Here is a 17,169-nt window from a genome sequence, read left to right on the forward strand (position 1 = left end):
CCCGGAGTTGGCACATGGTTGTTGCAGATAAAGTCATTGTAGAACTACAGGCTAAGAAGGATCGCTTCAATGCCGATGTTCTAAACGCACAACGTCGATTTGAAACGTCGATGGATCGCATGGCCCGATCTGCGTTACGTACAGAGGCTGTTGTATTGCGTTCATCACGATTGATGGCGCGAGGGCTTAATGCGGCGTTTGTCGCGATTGGTGGCGTTGCTGGCACAAAGTATCTTATTGATTCATCACTGCGCATTGAAAACGCGTTGAAGGTTGCTGGTCTCGCGGGTAGGGAATTGGAAAGCGTTTATCAGCAGCTTTATGTAAGCGCGCAGCGGAATGCCGCCCCTATTGAAACTCTTGTCACGCTGTATGGACGAGCGGCACTCGTTCAGAAAGAGCTAGGTGTATCAACACAAGAGCTATTGAGTTTTACCGATAATGTCGCTGTTGCCCTTCGCGTGGCCGGCAGTGATGCACAATCGGCTTCAGGCGCGCTGCTCCAGCTTTCGCAGGCTCTTGGGTCTGGTATAGTCCGGGCCGAAGAGTTTAATAGCATTTTGGAAGGCGCGCAGCCAATCGCGCAGGCGGCAGCGGCAGGGATTAAAGAGGCCGGAGGGTCTGTTGCACGTCTTCGGCAGTTGGTTGTTGATGGCAAGGTATCGTCGGAGGCGTTCTTTCGAGGGTTTGAAGTCGGAGCACCCATTCTACAGCAGAAAGTCTCCGGCGCTGTCCTTACCATTGATCAGCGCCTGACCAATCTGAAAACCTCACTGATCGATGCCGCGAAGCGGTTTAATAACTCGTCCCAAGCCGCAAACACGTTTGGCAGTGCAATCGATAATGTTGCAAATTTTGTTAACGGCATTGATTTCGATGGACTGATAAAAGAGATTAATCGGGTCGTAAATGCATTTGTGCAAGCTCAAAATCAAGCCACGAACTTTGCGAACGATGTCGGGAATTACTTCGGACTTGATAGTGTGGGGGAATTTCTTACCGGCGGCCAGGCGCAATCTAGCTACCTTGGTGGCGCGCTTACTATCACATCACAGAAAGTCATCCAAGATCGCATAGAAGGTGCGTTTGATGGCGTCACCCCTGCGATTGATGATGCAGTATCAGAAGCATTAAAGAAAAAATACGGTGGTAAGCAGCCGCAGCTTCCGAAAGTGACGGAGACCGTTAACTCTCCGGGGTTCACGCCGATATCGCTCGAAGATTACGCAGTCGAAGACGACAAAAAGAAAAAGAAAAGAGGTCAGAGAACACCGGCAGAGCGCTTTGATGATGATGTGCAGCGCGCAAACGACCGCACAGCCGCTCTCATTGCCGAAACCGAGGCCATGCGCCAGCTTAATCCGCTGATTGATGACTACGGCTTTGCAATGGAAAAGGCGCGTATTGAGCAGGAATTGCTTAATGCGGCGCAGCAAGCCGGTGTGGAAATCACGCCAAAACTACGCGCAGAAATCGCCCAAACCGCAGAGCAATGGGCGCTGGCCACCGCAGAAGCTAATCAGCTTGCCGAAGCGCAAGACAAGATCAGGCAGCGCGCCGAAGAATGGCAGGATGCACAGAAAGACGCTGTGCGCGGCATTGTCGATGATCTGGTCGCGGGGAAATCGGCAGCGGAGGCGTTTGCCAATGCATTGCAGAAGATCATCGACAAGCTGCTCGACATGGCGTTTGACGACCTGTTTACGGGGATATTCAAGGGTGGTTTCAAGCTGTTCAGTAGCGGCGGTGTCGTCAAAGCTGCTAGCGGAGGTCTTATTCGTGGCCCCGGTGGCCCGACTTCGGACAGCATTCCAGCGCGACTGTCTGATGGAGAGTTCGTCGTCAATGCGGCTGCAACAAAGCAGAACCGGGCGCTATTGGAAGCGATCAATAGCGGACGGACATTGGCTCTTGCTGGCGGTGGGATTGCCTCACTGCGCGCGCCGACAATGCCTGTGCTTCCCACGCAGGGGCAGGTCAACTCTGTTCAATCTGAACCGACAATCAATATCAACATCGCGAGTGCCAGCGGCGATGATTATATCCGTGCCGTTGTCAGTGATGGAGTTAATCAGGGACTGCGCCAGTACGATAAGTCAGGACCAATGCGCTTTGCGCGGGATAGCAAGCAAGCGTCGAGGCGGGGATTGGTCCGATGATCGACCTTATTTCAACAGTCCGCTTCCAGCCGTCCTATCCACAGCTGACGGTCCCGGTGAGTCAGACTAAATATGGCGGTCGGGCTATATCAACTGTGGAATATGCTGATCCATACCGGACAGTGGATATGGAAACACTGCCGATGAGGGCCAGTGAGGCGGTACAGCTTCAAGCCTTCATCGCAGCGGCGCGGGGCGGGATGGTGACAATCGTCTATCGGCCCACGCATATCTGCATCCCTCGCGCTTATTGGGGCGATGCGAACAATCCACACATCACAGGAACGGCGTTACGTGGCACGGTGACGAATGGCTATACCGTACAGTTTACCAGCGTCGTGCCGGGTCTGGTGTTGCAGGCCGGTGATCTGATTTCGCTCACAAGCGGTACCTATCGTCAAATGGTTCAGATCGTAACCGGGGCGACGGCAGCAAGTACACAGATGACCGTCACTGTGGATCAGCCAATCGCGTCATATATTGCAGCTGGCGCTACTGTCCGGCTTAAGCAACCCGAAATGAATACGCGGCTTGTAAAAGACAGCTTCCAGATGAGCAAAGGGCCGCGCCCTGTCGCTTCGTTTCAATTGATTGAGGTGCCGAAATGAATATGGATTTAGCGATGAATGAGAATGAAAAGGCGACAAAGACCCGCATGGAAATTGTCGCCCTAGCTAAAAAAGTTTCAGCTATTTTTCGCCAAGAGATACAAGCTGCTCAAGCTTTGAAATAGCATCCCGTAGTTTACCGGCTGTATTTTCACTGCTCGACGAGAGCATCTTCAACACTTCAAGGGTCTTCAATGTGCTAATGCTTTTCTGCTCAAAAAGAGCCATTGTAAGAGTACAAATAGCCCCCTCGACGGCGATTGAACGCTTTGTCGTCTCATCCAAAGATATTTCCATTCCCAAACTCCCGTTTTGTTAACGCGAGCATCAAATCTCAAACTCAACCAAGAGTCGAGCGCTCCCATTAATTAGGAGGCCCCATGGCTTTCCCAACCCGCCTGCAAACGCTGCTGGCCGAGGGGCGCGTTGTTGTGCGCTCGCTTGGTGATTTCCAGTTCGGCACCGGTGCCTGGTACATGTGGAACGGATCGTCTGAACTGGTCTGGAACGGTCGCACCTATATCCCGAACCAGCTGATCGCGATTGAAGAACCGCCTTTCCAAATGGGCGCGGAAGCTCTGCCGATCACCATCACAATGCCGACAGCAGCGGATTATGGCGTTACTCCTGACAAGCTCGCCCAGATCGAGAGCCTTGATTACAAGGGTCGCACAGTGATCCTGTATGACGCCTACCTGGACCCAGACACACGCGAGCTGTTGCATGTCGAGCCGATGTATCGTGGATATATCGATACGATCGATCACGTCATCGAAGGCGGTGAAATGGTCTTGAGGGCCAATATCGAAACGTCTGCTCTGGAAAATCACCGTGACGGCTATCGCACCGCCTCTCATGAAGATCAGCAGCTCATTGCGCCCGGCGACAAGTTCTTTGAATACGCTTCGACGGTGAAGCGCGAGAACTTCTACATCACGCCTTATCAGTAAGGGAACATCATGCGCGTTCTGGATTGGGAAAAACGCCTCGTGGCTGTCACGGAGGCGCACTTAAACACGCCTCTGGTGTGGGGAAAGTCTGACTGCCTGCTGACCACTTCTGACGCGATTGAGGCCGTGCTTGGCGATGATCCCGCAGAGGAAGTAAGAGGCAAATACAAATCCCGCACCGGGGCACATCGCCTGATCAAACAGCGCGGTTTTGATAGCATAGTTGCTGTGCTGGTGGATCGGTTTGAAGAAATCCCGACTGCCATGGCTGGCCGTGGCGATGTTGGTATTTATCAAAACACGGTCGGATATTTCTGCGAATACGGCTTTGCTGTGAAAGGCGGGGATGGCTTGCGCTTTCTTCCGCGCACGATGGCTGAACGGGCTTTCAAGGTTTCCTGATGAAATATCTTCTGGTGATTTTATTTACGCTGCTGGCTTCGCCTGCGGCGGCAGTCCCCGTTGCCATTGTCGTTGGGGCGCTCGGCTCTGCTGCATCGTGGCTGTTTGGCGGCACGGTACTGGCGAATATCGTACTTGGTGGCCTGCTGGTTGCAGCAAAATATGCTCTGACATCTATCTTTCAACAGACCCCGAAGTCAACGGCGTCCGCGACTGAAACCAAGTATGGCGAAAATCTTGTCCGTGAGGTCGGGCTTGGTGTGTTTGGCACCATGGGCCATCACATCTATCGGAATGCCTTCGACAAGGGCAATCACATCGTTCAGGACGTGTTCAAGCTTTCTGACTTCCGATGCCTTGAGCTTCTGCGCGTCCAGATGGACGGTGAATGGAAGGGACTGTCTCCCGATCAGCAGGGCGATGAAGGCCGTATCTATGGTCAGCGCGTTCTCAATGTGAAAGATGGCGGACAGGTCTTTGTCCGGTTTTATCATGGAACGATCGATCAAGCGGCTGACCCTGCATTGATCGCATATGCCAATCCGGTCGGGCGCTGGACTTCTGCACACCGTGGCGCTGGCCTTTGCTACGCAATCGTCACCACGATAACGGATGTGGACAATATCACGTCTGTCCCGAACCTCATGTTTGAGGTGCGTGGTGCTCCGCTTTATGACCCGCGCAAGGATACAACGGTCGGCGGTTCTGGCTCGCACCGCTGGAGTGACCAGAGCACTTGGGAATTCAGCGATAACCCTGCCGTGATGATGTATAATCTCGAAAGAGGCATCTATATCGGCAGTGAGAAGATCGTTGGCCGGGGTGTGGCTGCAAGCCGTCTGCCGTTGTCCGAATGGTTCACCGCAATGAATATCTGCGATGAAATCATGCCTGACACGAGCAAGCGCTACACTGCCGCTCTTATTGCATCCTCTGGCGATGGCGTCACGCATGAAACCAATATGACGCCGCTACGCGAGGCTTGTGCAGGCTCATGGATTGAAGGTGTTCTTGGCGAATATCCGATTGCAGGTGCCAACCAGGCTGTGGTTGCGACAATAACCGATGACGATATCGCATGGGAGAAGTCATTCCAGCTTTCATTGACCCGAACCCGCACGGAACTGGTCAACACAGTTGCAGGAACCTTCGTCAATCCGGAGATGTTTTATGAAACAACATCTCTGACCACGCGTATTGATGCTGATGCACTTGCACAGGACCGGGAGCGTCTGGCCTCCAAGGTCGATTATACCGCCGTTACCGATCATCGTGTTGGCGACAGACTGGCCGATATAGCCATTCGTGCATCGCGCTATCAAGCAAACGGAAGCTTTACTGTCCATCCGAAGTTTCTTGCGTTGCAAGTTGGACAATGGGTGTCGTGGCAATCTGATCGATATAACCGCACGATCAAGTTTCAGGTCCACTCCAAGTCGCTTGGCGCACTCGGCGGCGATGGTGTCCGCGATGTTTCGATCTCGTGGCAGGAAGTCGGAGACGGTATCTTTGATCCAACTGCTTATGCGACCAATCCTCCGGTAATCACGCCTAATGGCCAGCCGGACTATCTGGCCGAAGTGCAGAACTTCAACGCGATCCCTAACCTTGTCATTGGTGATACGGGTGAAGAAAATGTCGGCATTCGTCTGTTCTGGGATGAAGTTGAGGACGGCACCGTTGAAGGCGTCGATATTCAATACTGGCCGGATAATGACCCGTCACAGGTATTCAGTGCCTATGTGACCAGAGATGTGACAGTTTTCCAGATCGTCAACGGACTGACCAACTTATCAGAATGGTGGGTGAGAACGCGCCTTCGTGTGGCAGCCGGCACCCGTCCGGTGGTTTGGTCCGCCGCCACTATGGTGACGACGCTGGATGCGCGTGGTGATCAAAATCCGATTGATTATGAAGGTCTGGCAGAGGATCTGAAAGGCTATCTCGGCTGGATCGGGCCGCAGGTGCGGGAACTGATCCGGCAGGCCGAAGAACAGGCAACTCTTACGGCTGACAATCACGACAGTTCTTATATGGATCGGCAGTCTATCCGCCTTGAAATAACCAGTACGTTCGGGACTGCCCAAGCAAGCTGGCAGGAAGATATATATGTCGCCACCGGGCCGAACAGCGCCATCGGTCAGCAACTGACCCGCATCAATGCCGAGTTGTGGGATAATACCGGGTCAAGCATTGTCCAGCTTCTCCAGGTACGCGTTGAAGGTGTCGAAGACGAAGTAACTGCTCAGGCTGACGTTATCACGCTGCTCAATTCCACGGTTAATGACGTGAGTGCCAATGCGACATTCCGCATGGGAACCAACGTCGCTCCTTCGGGCTGGAACTCACGTATCGGGATGGAGGTACGCGGCGGAACGGAAGAAGCGTTTAAGAATGCTGGCTTGTTTCTTGATGTGAACAATACGCAAGCGCGCATCGCCTTGATGGCCGAACAGATCGTGTTCTCCAACGGCACTGAGTATTTCAAGCCATTCGTCATCGTCAACAACGTCATGTACGGCGAAGGCTTTGTGATGGATTGGGCAAAAATCCGCAACGTTCAGATCACAACGGCGCAAATTGCGAACGCCGCGATTACGAGTGCCAAGATCGGTGATTTGCAAGTTAAAACCAGCAATCTCGACTTCAATCAAGTGACGCAGGATTATGAGAATAGTGCAGCGTATCCGACTTCGGGAATTATCAGTGCTAATGAGTGGACCACTCTAGTTTCTGTGTCCACGGACAATCCGCAAGCAAATACAGCACTGGCGGAGGCAAGGTCAAATCTTAATGTTACTACATCTGGTCCAAGTACCAATTCTAGAGCCTCTGTTAGATTTATCAACCTGACAACCGGCAATGTTCTTGCCGAAACAACTATTACCGGCGGGAGTTACACGGTTACAATATCAGGTATGTTTATCGACCGTAGCTCCATTGTCGGAAATAATACATACGCAATTCAGGCGATAGCCATCCCATTTGCCGGGGGCGGCGTGCCCAACTACGCAGGAGGAAGCGGACTTATTCGCTATCTCCTCTGGAAGCGCTAAACTTTCCAAAATCCAATCCAATCCAATCCAATCCAATGCAATCCGCGTGAAGAGCGCGGGGAGGTTAATCTATGGCCGTTCTACCTGATTATGTTTCGGGCACGATAACGCTTGCCAATGGTTCCACGACCGTAACCGGAACGGGAACCATGTTTGAAGCGGCGGCATTTCGCCCCGGCGACACACTTCAAATCCAGAACCTGACGGCTATAATTGCCAGTGTCGATAGCAACACGCAGTTGACATTGACCGCTCCATGGACCGGGACAAGCCTGACAAATGCGCCTTATCGGGCGCGGTATCTGCCGGATGGTGCCCGTGTCACCGCGCAGACGACAACACTGATTGAGCTATTAGGGAATGGCAATCTACAAGCCCTCGCTGACCTCCCCGGCGCTGCCAACCAACTGCCAATCTTTACTGGCGCGGGCACGATGGGGCTGGTGGATAAGAGTGAGGTCGGCATTCAGGACCCGCACGGCAACCTTGGCGAACTGGCGGGGTTGCCACTTGCCGCACGGCAGATATTGCAGACCGATGACACGGGTGCGCTGAAAACCACCGATCTCATTGCAGACAGATTAGTCAGCACCAATAATAACGGAGACATTGCCTTTATTGATCCGCGTTCATTCTCTCAATGGAACTTGATATACAACGGCGATTTCTCGATTAATCAGCGCGGCGGGCCTAAAAAGCCTGCTAACGGCGTCTATGGCTTCGACATGTGGAAGGGTCATGCCAATGGCATACAACAGATTGTTGAGGCACTACCTGCTGGCGAATACACCTTAACTTGGTCGGGCGGCGGAACCGGGTACCTTGGAAGTGCAAGCGGTGCCTCACCGCTAAAAGCAACGGTCGTATCGGGCAACACGTCTGTTGTGGTTCCTCAAACGGCGACAAACGTTTCGCTTGTTATGGGAGACGCAACAGGCCGAGACCCATGGATGCCGCGCTCTCATGGTGTGGAATTATTTTTATGCCAAAGGTATTATGAAACTGGAGTTACTGAAGGCTTTGCAATTCACAGGACCCTTGCAATTGATGTAGTGGTCTCAAAGATTGCCGTTATTTTTAAAGCGACCAAGCGAGTCAGTCCGACAACAATTATATCATACGTATATCAAGATAGTGGTTCATGGATACGAACTCATAATCTTGAGGGCAGGACTGTCGATAAAGCAGTTGCCGTTCTGATGACGGGCAGTGGCGGATATTGCGACGTTACTTTAAACTGGGCAGCGGATGCATCGCTATGAAAATCAAAGACGTAATCTACTCGCACGAAGGTGCAATTCTCGCCGATATTAACGGTGAAACGTTTTCTATCCCTGATGACATGGGAAACCGTCACCGCCAACTCATTGCCGAATGGGAAGCATCTGGAAATGTGATTAAACCTTATATTGAAACTGAGCCGGAGCCTGCCGTCACGGTCCTGTCTGCTGTCACGTTGTGGGAACGTCTAACCGAAGCCGAAGCAGATCGGGTTAATGATGCAATGGCAACGCAGCCAGTTCGCACACAGCGCATATTCACCACGGCCAATACGTTTCGCTCGGATCACGAACTATGGCCGCTACTGGAGCAGATGGCTAATCAGTTATTCGGTAAGACACGAGCAGCTGAGCTATTGGCTCCGTAAGTAGACCACCACAGCCTGACTGACCGCACCGCCCTTGAGGCGGTTTTTTTGTGCTCGAAGGAAATCCCATGAACATGAACCTTGGCGATACCCGCCTCTTGATTGAGGCAGGTCGAGAGCGTGGACTATTGCGCAATCAGATGGCGTATGTTTTGGCCACCGCGTACCACGAAACGGCTCACACCATGAAGCCAGTGCGCGAGACACTGGCAAAGACCGATGCGAAGGCAAAGGAAATCCTCACCAAGGCGTGGAAGTCCGGAAAGCTGCCGTGGGTGAAATCGAATTACTGGTCTGGCGGGTATTTCGGACGAGGATACGTCCAGCTTACCCACAAGGCCAATTATGAGCGGGCAGGGCGCGAGCTTGGCGTCGATCTGGTCAACAATCCTTCCTTGGCGCTTGAAGCAGACATTGCTGCTCAAATCATCGTGCGCGGAATGCAGGATGGATGGTTCACTGCAAAAGAGTTGGCCGATTACATCACGCTTCAATATTCCAACTTTGTCAGCGCGCGTCGGATTGTCAACGGGACGGATAAGGCAAATCTGATCGCCGGATACGCTCGCAAGTATGACGATCTGCTCCGGTCCGAAGGCTATGGCGTGACGCCTGCCGACAAGCCAGCGCCAAAACCCGAAGCGGGTATTCCCGCAACGGAGCCGCAGCCTTCCACCGGCTGGCTGGCCAAGCTGATCACTGCAATTGCCTCCATTTTCAAAAGGAACACGGCATGACCCGTCTCAATAAAATGTGGGCTGCGCTCATCGTGGCCTTTGTCGCATGGGTACGCTCGTACTTCGGGATTGATCTCGGCATCGATGATGCGACCGCCACGGCCATCGTCGGGGGCATCACGACATTTCTGGTTTACATAATTCCAAATGCCGACAGGAAGCCTGAACAGCACGAGCCGATGGATAAAGTTCAGGAGCATCACTGATGGGCGCTCTTGCCTTCTTTTCCTCACACTGGCGCGTTCTGGCGCTCATCGGCGCATGTCTGGCTGCAATCGGCCTTTACCAGCTTGGCAAGCGTGACGGCTATCAGGACGCCATTTCCGATCAACTTCAATCAACCATCAAGGCGGAACGCGAAAGGGCGGCTGATGATGCGAAGCTACGCGATCTATCGGACTATGATTTTTGTCGGCTTGCTCTCAAGCGTCGTGGGCTGTCAGTCGAACAGTGCGACGAGTTGCGCGGGCTTCCGTCAGAATGATCTTACGCCTGCCGGTCTGGTCGCGCTGACCAAGGCCGACCGGGCCGGGGCGGAACGCGTCGAAGGCAATGATGAAAACGGGAAAAGGCGGGGGTGCTGGGGATGACAGACATGCCAGACCACGAAAATGATATTCGCGCCCGCGTTGTCGGGCTGGAGCATAAGACGCAGGAAAACACTCACCGCCTGACGTCTTTGGAAGCATGGCAGCGGCAGCGTGAAATCGATTCGGCGCGAAACGATGAAAAGTGGGTGGCGATGGAAGCGCGGATTGATACGAGATTTTCAGGCTTGGAGAATTCCAACAAAGGCATTCAGTCAACTCTGTCACGAATCAACTGGATGATTATCAGCGGACTTGTAATCGCGTTCATCACCTTTGTCGTCAGTGGCGGGTTGAAGACGCTGTGACCCGCTATTCGTTTGGATCAATGCCACGCTCTCCGAGGTGAATTCCTATAGCCGCTTCAGCCATAGCCGCAGCGGCTTCAAGCCTTCCCCATCCTGCCGCCTCTGCTTCATCTAAGGCATCGACAAGCTTTGCTGCCATCTCTTCCTGACAGTCGATATTACGATCTGGGTAATTGCTTTCTTGCTTTGGTCCGTTCATAGCATCCTCCTTAAAACAGGCTGGTTTAGGCATCCTCATTGTCGTCGCTTGGCGTCAAATCTATAAGGTCGGCATCAGGCAATGGCTTCTGCATTTCCTTCGCTTCATCCCATGGAGCGCGCAGCCACGTGTCTATTTCTTCGGTCGTGCGCAGAATGACAGGCATTGCCTTGGGATGGATCGGCTTCACCACGGCATTCGGCTCAGTGGTCAGGAACGCGAAGATATCGACCTCAACCGGCCCTTCCTTCTTCTTCCTCACACCTTTCCAGCTTGTCCAGATGCCAGCGAACGCAAAGAGCGGCTTCTCTTCATTCAGAGCGAACCAGTGCAAGGGCTTACGCTTGGTCTCGGGATCAGGCACTTGGCCATATTCGGAGAATGACGTGGCTGGAACAGCACACCGGCTTTCAACGCCCTGCCAGCGCCGCCAATGTGGCGAGGTGAGGTTGCGAATGTTCGTGACGCCTGAATCGGCCTCGCCCTTCACGTACATAGGCGGTGTGGGCATTCCCCAGCGAAGATGGGCTAACTCTCGCTCACCGTCTGCGAGGTTGCGCAAGACAGGAGCCGGATAATCTGGGTACACGTCCAACTGCGGATCAACGCGGTTTGTCACATCTCCGAAATTCGGAAACAGCCGGCGCATGGCTTCGTGCGTCGTGGTGATGTTGTACAGATTGCACATGCACTCCCTCCAGTGACGAAGAGATAGCGCGCAATTTATCGGCGTCCAGTCAGTGCGTCCTCGCCCTCCTGTTTGTGTGCACGACAAAACCAGAGTTGCCCGTATCTCGTTTTATAGCCGAAGGTTCCCCACGCTTTGCAATCTTTCGAATCGCACCAGTGTTCAAAAAGCTTGCCGGGTTTGGAAACCTTCGCCGTATCTGCATCGTAACCGCTCATGCCAACCCACCCACAAAACCGCTCATTTCTTTCAGCCTCACCATTGCCATGCGCATATGGCCTTTGCATCCGCGAGCCTTGCACCGGGCCTTGGCCTCGATTTCATCCAGATATAATTGTGATCGGTCCACATCCTTACAAAGCATCGCCCTGTCGGCATAGGTGACGCGGTTGCACTTGCGGCAAATCATTTCCAGCTTTTGATCGTCGGCCAGATCGCCAACCTTGATTGTCGTTTTCCAGTTGCCCATCACCAGAAATCCTCTGCGGACGGAATGCGCGTATAGCTGATCTTGCCGCCGACATGGCCGCCAGCCGGTGGTTTCCACTCGCCCATGCTGACAATTGTTCCGGAATATTTCGAATTGATCTTGTCGACGGCATTATTGGCCCGCTCCCATTTCTGGCGCAGGGCATCATCATTGTCGAGCAAGTCAATCTGACGTTCGTCAGCGAGGGACAGGTCATAAAGTGTTACGCTGACACGAAAGATAGTAACGCCGCGCGGGTAATCGCGCCGAACGCGATGCCAAAGGCTATGCAGGCTGGCCAAGATCGCCTGATCGTCATTGACGACGGCAAGGTGGTGCTTGCCAAACCAGGAGCCGTCGCGAATTGACAGCCAAAGCCATAAGCCTCCGGCATAGTAGTTTTCACGGCGCAGGCGACGGGCAGCCTTTGTCAGCAACAGCCGTGATATTTCATAGGCTCCATCGATTGTCCGGGCCTCTGGCGGTAAGACACGCCCATGGCCGAACATGCCGCGTTGCTGTTCCGGGGCCTGAATGTCGTAACCATGCAGCGCATACCAGAGGCGCTCGCCATTTACGCTGTTCCAGATCTTGCGCATATGTTTTGGCTGCAAGGCATAAAGCTGCTCTGTCGTATAAATCCGGTTGCGAAAAAGCCGCTTTGCCATATTGCGCCCGATACCTGGAATGTCTTCAAGCGCGAGTTTGAATAGTGGCTTGGGCATTATAGCCGGCCACCAGATCGCAAGGCCGTTGCCATAGCTGCCAGTTTGCTTGCTCTCGTCCTTGCCCGCCTTGCAGGCGATCTTCGCCAACTGGCGATTTGCCGCAAAGCCGATCGAGCATGTGATGAACGGCCCGATATTCTCCGCTATTGCCGCCTTGATGCGCGCGGCGAGCAATTCCGGATCACGCTTGCCGCTATCGTCCAGAACGCATGTCAGTTCATCGATACTTTTGGCCGTGTCGATGGCGATCACGGTCTCGATCTCGCAGAGCAGTGCATTATGGGCGCGCCTGTAAAGATCGGGCTTCTGCGGCACCAATATCAGATCAGGGCAAAGCATTTTCGCTTCCTTGATCGGCATGACATTCTTGACGCCGCGCGCCTTCGCCTCTTTCGAGCAGGCAATGACGGCGGTTCGATCAGTACCTTCGAAGGGGACAACACCGATAGGGCGACCGCGCAGGCGCCGGTCGCATTGCTGTTCGACCGAGGCGAAAAAGCCGTCAAAATCCAGATATAACCGCTCAATCGTATCAGGCAGACGCAAGACAAGCTCCAATTTCAGGGCAAGCGAAACCTGTCCCGCACACCTATGCGCACAGGAACATATTCCGCTCAATGTGGATATGTTCCTAAAATGTTCTCATTTGAAAGAAGAGTCAACCGCGATTGTCGGGGATGGAAAATTTCAACAAAAATATTCAATCCACGCTGTCACGAATCAATTGGATGGTTATAGGCGCATTGGTGGCCGCAGTGATGACATTCATCGTGGCAGGCGGGTTGAGTAAGATATGAAAAGGTGAGGGGGCCGTTTCAGGTTTCCCAATAGAATCAATGGGCCGTTTGGGGTGCGTGGTGAGGGGATTGAATACTCTACTAATCTGGCAACGTACTGATTTTATTGATAAAATAGACCTAGTTAGTCATTCGAATGGTGGGCGTGACAGGGATTGAACCTGTGACCCCTACAATGTCAATGTAGTGCTCTCCCGCTGAGCTACACGCCCATTCGATGTGGCGCATACACCATATCGCGTTCCGTCCGTCAATGCCCTTTTTCAAAGTTTTTCGGCTTTCAACCGAACGCCTTATCAAGAGCCGGCAAACTTGCCGATCATCTCAGGCGGCGATCAGCATTTTTTCGATTTCATTCACAAGATCGCGCAGATGGAACGGCTTCGAGAGCACTTTCGCATCGCGCGGTGCGTCCGAATCGGGATTAAGTGCGACCGCCGCAAAGCCCGTAATGAACATGATCTTGAGGTCGGGATCGATTTCGGTTGCGCGGCGCGCAAGTTCTATTCCGTCCATTTCCGGCATGACGATGTCGGTCAGCAGCAGCGAGAACGGCTCCTCGCGCAACCGGTCATAGGCGCTTGCGCCATTGTCGAAGTGAGTGACGTGATAACCCGCCTTTTCCAGTGCCTTCACAAGGAAACGACGCATATCATTATCGTCTTCAGCTAGAAGAATTCTTTTCATTGGTCCGTCCGAATTTCACATCAATCGTTCCGCGCCCGACAATATCGGCCCGAGAGCACTGCAACGACTCAACTTCACACTAGAAAACGCTTTTTTGGTAAATATGAAATGAATGCTCGCATAAATGTTAATTGTTATTGCCGTGGTTTGGCAACAAGCTGATATGTGTTACAGGATCGCACGGTAGAAAAAGCTGGGTAACGGGAGAAAAGGCCGGTTTTCAAATATTGGTATCGAGCACGACCCGTCTTGCATAAGGCGCTGCTTTTAAAGCACAATGGTCATAGCGCCGTGGGATCAAGGGTCGTTGAGGCGGGTTGAAGCATGAGTCTGGAACGCGATTTTTCCTTAGTGCCCCCTTTTGAGGTGCGCGCGCCCGCCCAGCAGCGTATTCCTTTTGTTTTCAATTCGCCCCATAGTGGCCGCTATTATCCCGAATCGTTTCTGGAAGCATCGCGGCTCGACGCGCTGGCCATTCGCTATTCCGAGGATTGCTATGTCGATGAGCTTTTCGCTTCGGTGCCGCGTCTGGGCGCTCCTCTGCTCAAGGCGCATTTTCCGCGCGCTTTTCTGGATGTGAACCGCGAGCCATACGAACTCGATCCGCGCATGTTCGTGGAGCTGCTGCCGCCTTTTGTGAACATTCAGTCTGCGCGCGTCGCGGGCGGTCTGGGGACCATACCGCGCTTGGTGGGTGAGGGGCAGCTCATCTATCCTGGACGCCTATCGCTGGATGAGGCTTTTTATCGTATTGAAGGTATCTACAAGCCCTATCACCACACTCTGGATGGGCTGTTGCGCGCAACGCGGCAGCATTTCGGTTATTCGGTCCTCATCGACTGCCATTCCATGCCCGGTGGTATCCGTCCTGGAGAAGCAAGTTCGCGACCCGATTTCATTATTGGTGATCGTTTCGGCCGCTCGTGCAGCGAGCAGCTCACACAGATCGCCATCGAATTGCTACAGGGGCTTGGATATACGGTCGCGCATAACAAGCCCTATGCGGGCGGCTTCATCACCGAACATTACGGCAGACCGGCAATTGCCTGTTATGCATTGCAGATCGAGATTAATCGCAGCCTTTATATGGATGAGCAAAGCCTGCAAAAACTGGCTGGCTTTGAGGCGCTTTGTGCGGATATCTACCAATTCGTGAGCGATCTCACCGCGCTGCCGGATGATCTTTTCAGTGTACCGCCGCTTGCCGCCGAATAATTGTGGCAAGGCGATATCGTTTCATGGAAACAGGAGAATGGAATTGTTGATCGACCGGGCGTTTTTCTCTGAATTGGCGGCTGTGGCCGCAGCGGAAACCCTGCCGCGGTTTCGCCAGTTTAATGCGGTGGACAATAAATACAGTTCCGGGTTCGATCCCGTAACAGAGGCCGATCGCGCGGCAGAACGCGCCATTCGGGCTGAAATCAAACGCAGATTCCCTGATCACGGCATTTTAGGTGAAGAATATGGGCCGGAGAATGTGGATCGCAGCCATGTCTGGGTCATCGATCCTGTTGATGGCACGCGCGCCTTCATCTCTGGTCTGCCGGTATGGGGAACATTGGTGGGGCTGACGATCGATGGCGATGCGAAGGCCGGAATGATGGCGCAGCCATTTACTGGCGAGTTATTCTATAGCGACGGACAGGGCAGCTATTTCCTGCGGCAAGGCGAAGAGGCCGAACCACGGCGCTTGTCGGTGCGTAGCGATGTGAAACTTGGCGAGGCGACGCTCTTCACCACTACGCCTGGCCATTTCAAGGGAGAACTGGGCAAGGGATTTGCTCGTCTGGAAAATGCGGTGCGCCTGTCGCGCTATGGTGTGGATTGCTATGCCTTTGCCATGCTGGCTAGCGGTTTTGCCGATATCGTCGTGGAAGCAGGGCTTCAACCTTATGATATTGTTGCGCTTATTCCAATCATCGAACAGGCGGGCGGCATTATCACGCGGCGCGATGGCGGCCCAGCGGAGCAGGGCGGCGATATTGTGGCAGCGGCATCGCCCGTGTTGCATGAATTGGCGCTTGAACTGCTCAATTCCTGATCAAGCAGGTTCGATACCTGGTGGCATCGCTTCAAATTCTGAAGAACCGGGAATGAAAGCGTCGAATGCTGCTAGGGTCTGCTCGCGGTAAAAATCGGTTTCCTGCAACAATTCGTGGCGCGCGCCATCGATTATGGCGAGAGAAACATTGCGCGTACGCGCCGCGAAGCGTTCGGTAGCGGCGGTAGACACGACACGGTCGTTGCCCGCCGCAATAATCAGGGTAGGTATGGCCTGGGTCTGCTGGAAGTCGGGCTGGTTGATGCGTAAAGCTGTCGTCAACGCCCCCCATACCCATTGCACGGTAGGTCCCCCAAGCGCCAGTTCGGGATGAGTGCGGGCGATCTCCATATTACGCATGAAACGGGCCGGGTCGCTGGTCAGGGTATTGCCGGCAAAGGGCCGGTTCAGCAGCTTTCTTCCTCCAGAAGCATAAGTGCGCCCAAGACCCAGCCAGCGCAGCGCCGACATAATGCGGCGCATATTGTCATCACTCAGCCGTGGATCGCCCAGACCTATGAATGGTGCGAGAAGCACCATGCGCGTGATGCGCGAGACGAGTTTCGGCATTGATGCATAGGCTATCAAAGCGCCTGCGGAATGGGCGAGAATATAGAAAGGCGGTGGGCAATCGGGCAGAACGATTTCGGTCAGGAACTGATCGAGATCATCGGTGTAATCCCTGAAATGATCCACATAGCCGCGCAGCCGGTCTTTCAGCAGTCGATGCGATCCACCCTGTCCGCGCCAGTCGAAAGTTGCGACGGTGAAGCCGCGCTGGGACAAGTCGGTCATGGTCTCGAAGTATTTCTCGATGAACTCGTTGCGCCCTTGCAGCAGAACAACGGTTCCGTAGCACGGCCTGCCGTCGGCTTTGAGCAGGGCATAACGCAGGCTTTTGCCATCCCTGCTTTCAAACAGACCCGATTCTATCCCCGGAGGGATCGGGTTTGCATCGGTTTCGAAAAGCAGTTCCAGCATGGGTACGACCTGCGGCTGATGGATGGCTGATGTTGCTCCCTATTATAATGAAACAGAATGATAAAAAGTAACCGGAAGTTCGCTTTCGAACTTCCGGTTCCGAAAACAGCCGGTCGCAAGGGAC

Annotated in this window: 20 protein-coding genes and 1 tRNA gene; 14 read left to right on the forward strand and 7 right to left on the reverse strand. The window is 53.6% G+C overall.

The window, feature by feature from the left end; translation table 11 throughout:
* Window positions 1-14 precede the first annotated feature (14 nt).
* The 12 genes from KUG47_RS12170 to KUG47_RS12220 all read left to right on the forward strand — a co-directional run bounded on the left by KUG47_RS12170 (window position 15) and on the right by KUG47_RS12220 (window position 10,455).
* Window positions 15-2,159, forward strand: coding sequence for a tape measure protein (locus tag KUG47_RS12170; protein WP_217678250.1), 2,145 nt, complete (start codon window positions 15-17; stop codon window positions 2,157-2,159).
* Entirely contained in the window at window positions 2,156-2,767 is a 612-nt protein-coding gene (locus tag KUG47_RS12175) for a hypothetical protein (RefSeq protein WP_217678251.1), read from the forward strand. The genes KUG47_RS12170 and KUG47_RS12175 overlap by 4 nt, the downstream gene beginning before the upstream one ends.
* The gene (locus tag KUG47_RS16810) at window positions 2,764-2,892 is read left to right on the forward strand and encodes a hypothetical protein (RefSeq protein WP_256448767.1); all 129 of its coding nucleotides are present in this window, start codon (window positions 2,764-2,766) and stop codon (window positions 2,890-2,892) included. Before KUG47_RS12175 ends, KUG47_RS16810 begins: the two co-directional genes overlap by 4 nt.
* A 255-nt stretch (window positions 2,893-3,147) precedes the next feature.
* On the forward strand, window positions 3,148-3,717 hold the full coding sequence (locus KUG47_RS12180; protein WP_217678252.1) for a hypothetical protein: 570 nt from the start codon (window positions 3,148-3,150) through the stop codon (window positions 3,715-3,717).
* Between the two features lie 9 nt (window positions 3,718-3,726).
* Window positions 3,727-4,119 carry a DUF6950 family protein gene (locus tag KUG47_RS12185; protein ID WP_217678253.1) on the forward strand — a complete coding sequence of 131 codons (393 nt, stop codon included), beginning with the start codon at window positions 3,727-3,729 and terminating at the stop codon, window positions 4,117-4,119.
* Complete coding sequence (locus KUG47_RS12190) at window positions 4,119-7,175, forward strand: phage tail protein (RefSeq protein WP_217678254.1); 3,057 nt, start codon at window positions 4,119-4,121, stop codon at window positions 7,173-7,175. Before KUG47_RS12185 ends, KUG47_RS12190 begins: the two co-directional genes overlap by 1 nt.
* 71 nt (window positions 7,176-7,246) lie before the next feature.
* Window positions 7,247-8,437, forward strand: a complete 1,191-nt coding sequence (locus KUG47_RS12195) for a hypothetical protein (protein ID WP_217678255.1) — start codon at window positions 7,247-7,249, stop codon at window positions 8,435-8,437.
* Window positions 8,434-8,823: a hypothetical protein gene (locus KUG47_RS16765; protein WP_254799541.1), complete on the forward strand. Its 390-nt coding sequence runs from the start codon at window positions 8,434-8,436 to the stop codon at window positions 8,821-8,823. The genes KUG47_RS12195 and KUG47_RS16765 overlap by 4 nt, the downstream gene beginning before the upstream one ends.
* 68 nt (window positions 8,824-8,891) lie before the next feature.
* On the forward strand, window positions 8,892-9,560 hold the full coding sequence (locus tag KUG47_RS12205; RefSeq protein WP_217678256.1) for a glycoside hydrolase family 19 protein: 669 nt from the start codon (window positions 8,892-8,894) through the stop codon (window positions 9,558-9,560).
* A complete protein-coding gene (locus KUG47_RS12210; protein WP_217678257.1) occupies window positions 9,557-9,766 on the forward strand; it encodes a hypothetical protein in 210 nt (69 codons plus the stop codon). Before KUG47_RS12205 ends, KUG47_RS12210 begins: the two co-directional genes overlap by 4 nt.
* On the forward strand, window positions 9,766-10,044 hold the full coding sequence (locus tag KUG47_RS12215; protein ID WP_217678258.1) for a hypothetical protein: 279 nt from the start codon (window positions 9,766-9,768) through the stop codon (window positions 10,042-10,044). Before KUG47_RS12210 ends, KUG47_RS12215 begins: the two co-directional genes overlap by 1 nt.
* Before the next feature lie 111 nt (window positions 10,045-10,155).
* On the forward strand, window positions 10,156-10,455 hold the full coding sequence (locus KUG47_RS12220; RefSeq protein WP_217678259.1) for a hypothetical protein: 300 nt from the start codon (window positions 10,156-10,158) through the stop codon (window positions 10,453-10,455).
* A 4-nt stretch (window positions 10,456-10,459) separates the two neighbouring features.
* Here the strand turns inward: KUG47_RS12220 and KUG47_RS12225 are convergent, their stop codons facing one another.
* The 6 genes from KUG47_RS12225 to cpdR form a co-directional block, all read right to left on the reverse strand.
* The gene (locus tag KUG47_RS12225; protein WP_217678260.1) at window positions 10,460-10,654 is read right to left on the reverse strand and encodes a hypothetical protein; all 195 of its coding nucleotides are present in this window, start codon (window positions 10,652-10,654) and stop codon (window positions 10,460-10,462) included.
* A 25-nt stretch (window positions 10,655-10,679) separates the two neighbouring features.
* Window positions 10,680-11,342, reverse strand: coding sequence for an SOS response-associated peptidase (locus KUG47_RS12230; protein ID WP_217678261.1), 663 nt, complete (start codon window positions 11,340-11,342; stop codon window positions 10,680-10,682).
* Between the two features lie 214 nt (window positions 11,343-11,556).
* Window positions 11,557-11,811 (reverse strand): hypothetical protein, encoded by a 255-nt coding sequence (locus tag KUG47_RS12235; RefSeq protein WP_217678262.1) that lies wholly within the window; start codon window positions 11,809-11,811, stop codon window positions 11,557-11,559.
* Window positions 11,811-13,085 carry a Y-family DNA polymerase gene (locus KUG47_RS12240; protein WP_217678263.1) on the reverse strand — a complete coding sequence of 425 codons (1,275 nt, stop codon included), beginning with the start codon at window positions 13,083-13,085 and terminating at the stop codon, window positions 11,811-11,813. The genes KUG47_RS12235 and KUG47_RS12240 overlap by 1 nt, the downstream gene beginning before the upstream one ends.
* A 388-nt stretch (window positions 13,086-13,473) precedes the next feature.
* Window positions 13,474-13,548 (reverse strand) — tRNA-Val (locus KUG47_RS12245).
* 112 nt (window positions 13,549-13,660) lie between these two features.
* Entirely contained in the window at window positions 13,661-14,023 is a 363-nt protein-coding gene (cpdR, locus tag KUG47_RS12250; protein ID WP_113159629.1) for a cell cycle two-component system response regulator CpdR, read from the reverse strand.
* Window positions 14,024-14,347: 324 nt separating this feature from the next.
* On the opposite strand from cpdR, the gene KUG47_RS12255 reads away from it, so the two are divergent.
* Together KUG47_RS12255 and hisN are read left to right on the forward strand one after the other, a co-directional pair.
* Window positions 14,348-15,238 (forward strand): N-formylglutamate amidohydrolase, encoded by an 891-nt coding sequence (locus tag KUG47_RS12255; RefSeq protein ID WP_217678264.1) that lies wholly within the window; start codon window positions 14,348-14,350, stop codon window positions 15,236-15,238.
* A 43-nt stretch (window positions 15,239-15,281) separates the two neighbouring features.
* Complete coding sequence (gene hisN, locus KUG47_RS12260) at window positions 15,282-16,064, forward strand: histidinol-phosphatase (RefSeq protein ID WP_217678431.1); 783 nt, start codon at window positions 15,282-15,284, stop codon at window positions 16,062-16,064.
* On the opposite strand, the gene KUG47_RS12265 is transcribed toward hisN, so the two are convergent.
* Window positions 16,065-17,045, reverse strand: coding sequence for an alpha/beta fold hydrolase (locus KUG47_RS12265; RefSeq protein WP_217678265.1), 981 nt, complete (start codon window positions 17,043-17,045; stop codon window positions 16,065-16,067).
* Window positions 17,046-17,169: the final 124 nt, after the last annotated feature.

Origin of the sequence: Falsochrobactrum tianjinense, from assembly GCF_019100495.1 — a bacterium.
Taxonomy (GTDB): domain Bacteria; phylum Pseudomonadota; class Alphaproteobacteria; order Rhizobiales; family Rhizobiaceae; genus Brucella; species Brucella tianjinense.

Excerpts from the sequence above, each read along its gene's own strand:
- KUG47_RS12170 (WP_217678250.1), top strand. The coding sequence starts at position 15 with ATGGTTGTTGCAGATAAAGTCATTGTAGAACTACAGGCTAAGAAGGAT.
- KUG47_RS12175 (WP_217678251.1), top strand. The coding sequence starts at position 2,156 with ATGATCGACCTTATTTCAACAGTCCGCTTCCAGCCGTCCTATCCACAG.
- KUG47_RS16810 (WP_256448767.1), top strand. The coding sequence starts at position 2,764 with ATGAATATGGATTTAGCGATGAATGAGAATGAAAAGGCGACAAAGACC.
- KUG47_RS12180 (WP_217678252.1), top strand. The coding sequence starts at position 3,148 with ATGGCTTTCCCAACCCGCCTGCAAACGCTGCTGGCCGAGGGGCGCGTT.
- KUG47_RS12185 (WP_217678253.1), top strand. The coding sequence starts at position 3,727 with ATGCGCGTTCTGGATTGGGAAAAACGCCTCGTGGCTGTCACGGAGGCG.
- KUG47_RS12190 (WP_217678254.1), top strand. The coding sequence starts at position 4,119 with ATGAAATATCTTCTGGTGATTTTATTTACGCTGCTGGCTTCGCCTGCG.
- KUG47_RS12195 (WP_217678255.1), top strand. The coding sequence starts at position 7,247 with ATGGCCGTTCTACCTGATTATGTTTCGGGCACGATAACGCTTGCCAAT.
- KUG47_RS16765 (WP_254799541.1), top strand. The coding sequence starts at position 8,434 with ATGAAAATCAAAGACGTAATCTACTCGCACGAAGGTGCAATTCTCGCC.
- KUG47_RS12205 (WP_217678256.1), top strand. The coding sequence starts at position 8,892 with ATGAACATGAACCTTGGCGATACCCGCCTCTTGATTGAGGCAGGTCGA.
- KUG47_RS12210 (WP_217678257.1), top strand. The coding sequence starts at position 9,557 with ATGACCCGTCTCAATAAAATGTGGGCTGCGCTCATCGTGGCCTTTGTC.
- KUG47_RS12215 (WP_217678258.1), top strand. The coding sequence starts at position 9,766 with ATGGGCGCTCTTGCCTTCTTTTCCTCACACTGGCGCGTTCTGGCGCTC.
- KUG47_RS12220 (WP_217678259.1), top strand. The coding sequence starts at position 10,156 with ATGCCAGACCACGAAAATGATATTCGCGCCCGCGTTGTCGGGCTGGAG.
- KUG47_RS12225 (WP_217678260.1), bottom strand. The coding sequence starts at position 10,654 with ATGAACGGACCAAAGCAAGAAAGCAATTACCCAGATCGTAATATCGAC.
- KUG47_RS12230 (WP_217678261.1), bottom strand. The coding sequence starts at position 11,342 with ATGTGCAATCTGTACAACATCACCACGACGCACGAAGCCATGCGCCGG.
- KUG47_RS12235 (WP_217678262.1), bottom strand. The coding sequence starts at position 11,811 with ATGGGCAACTGGAAAACGACAATCAAGGTTGGCGATCTGGCCGACGAT.
- cpdR (WP_113159629.1), bottom strand. The coding sequence starts at position 14,023 with ATGAAAAGAATTCTTCTAGCTGAAGACGATAATGATATGCGTCGTTTC.
- KUG47_RS12255 (WP_217678264.1), top strand. The coding sequence starts at position 14,348 with ATGAGTCTGGAACGCGATTTTTCCTTAGTGCCCCCTTTTGAGGTGCGC.
- KUG47_RS12265 (WP_217678265.1), bottom strand. The coding sequence starts at position 17,045 with ATGCTGGAACTGCTTTTCGAAACCGATGCAAACCCGATCCCTCCGGGG.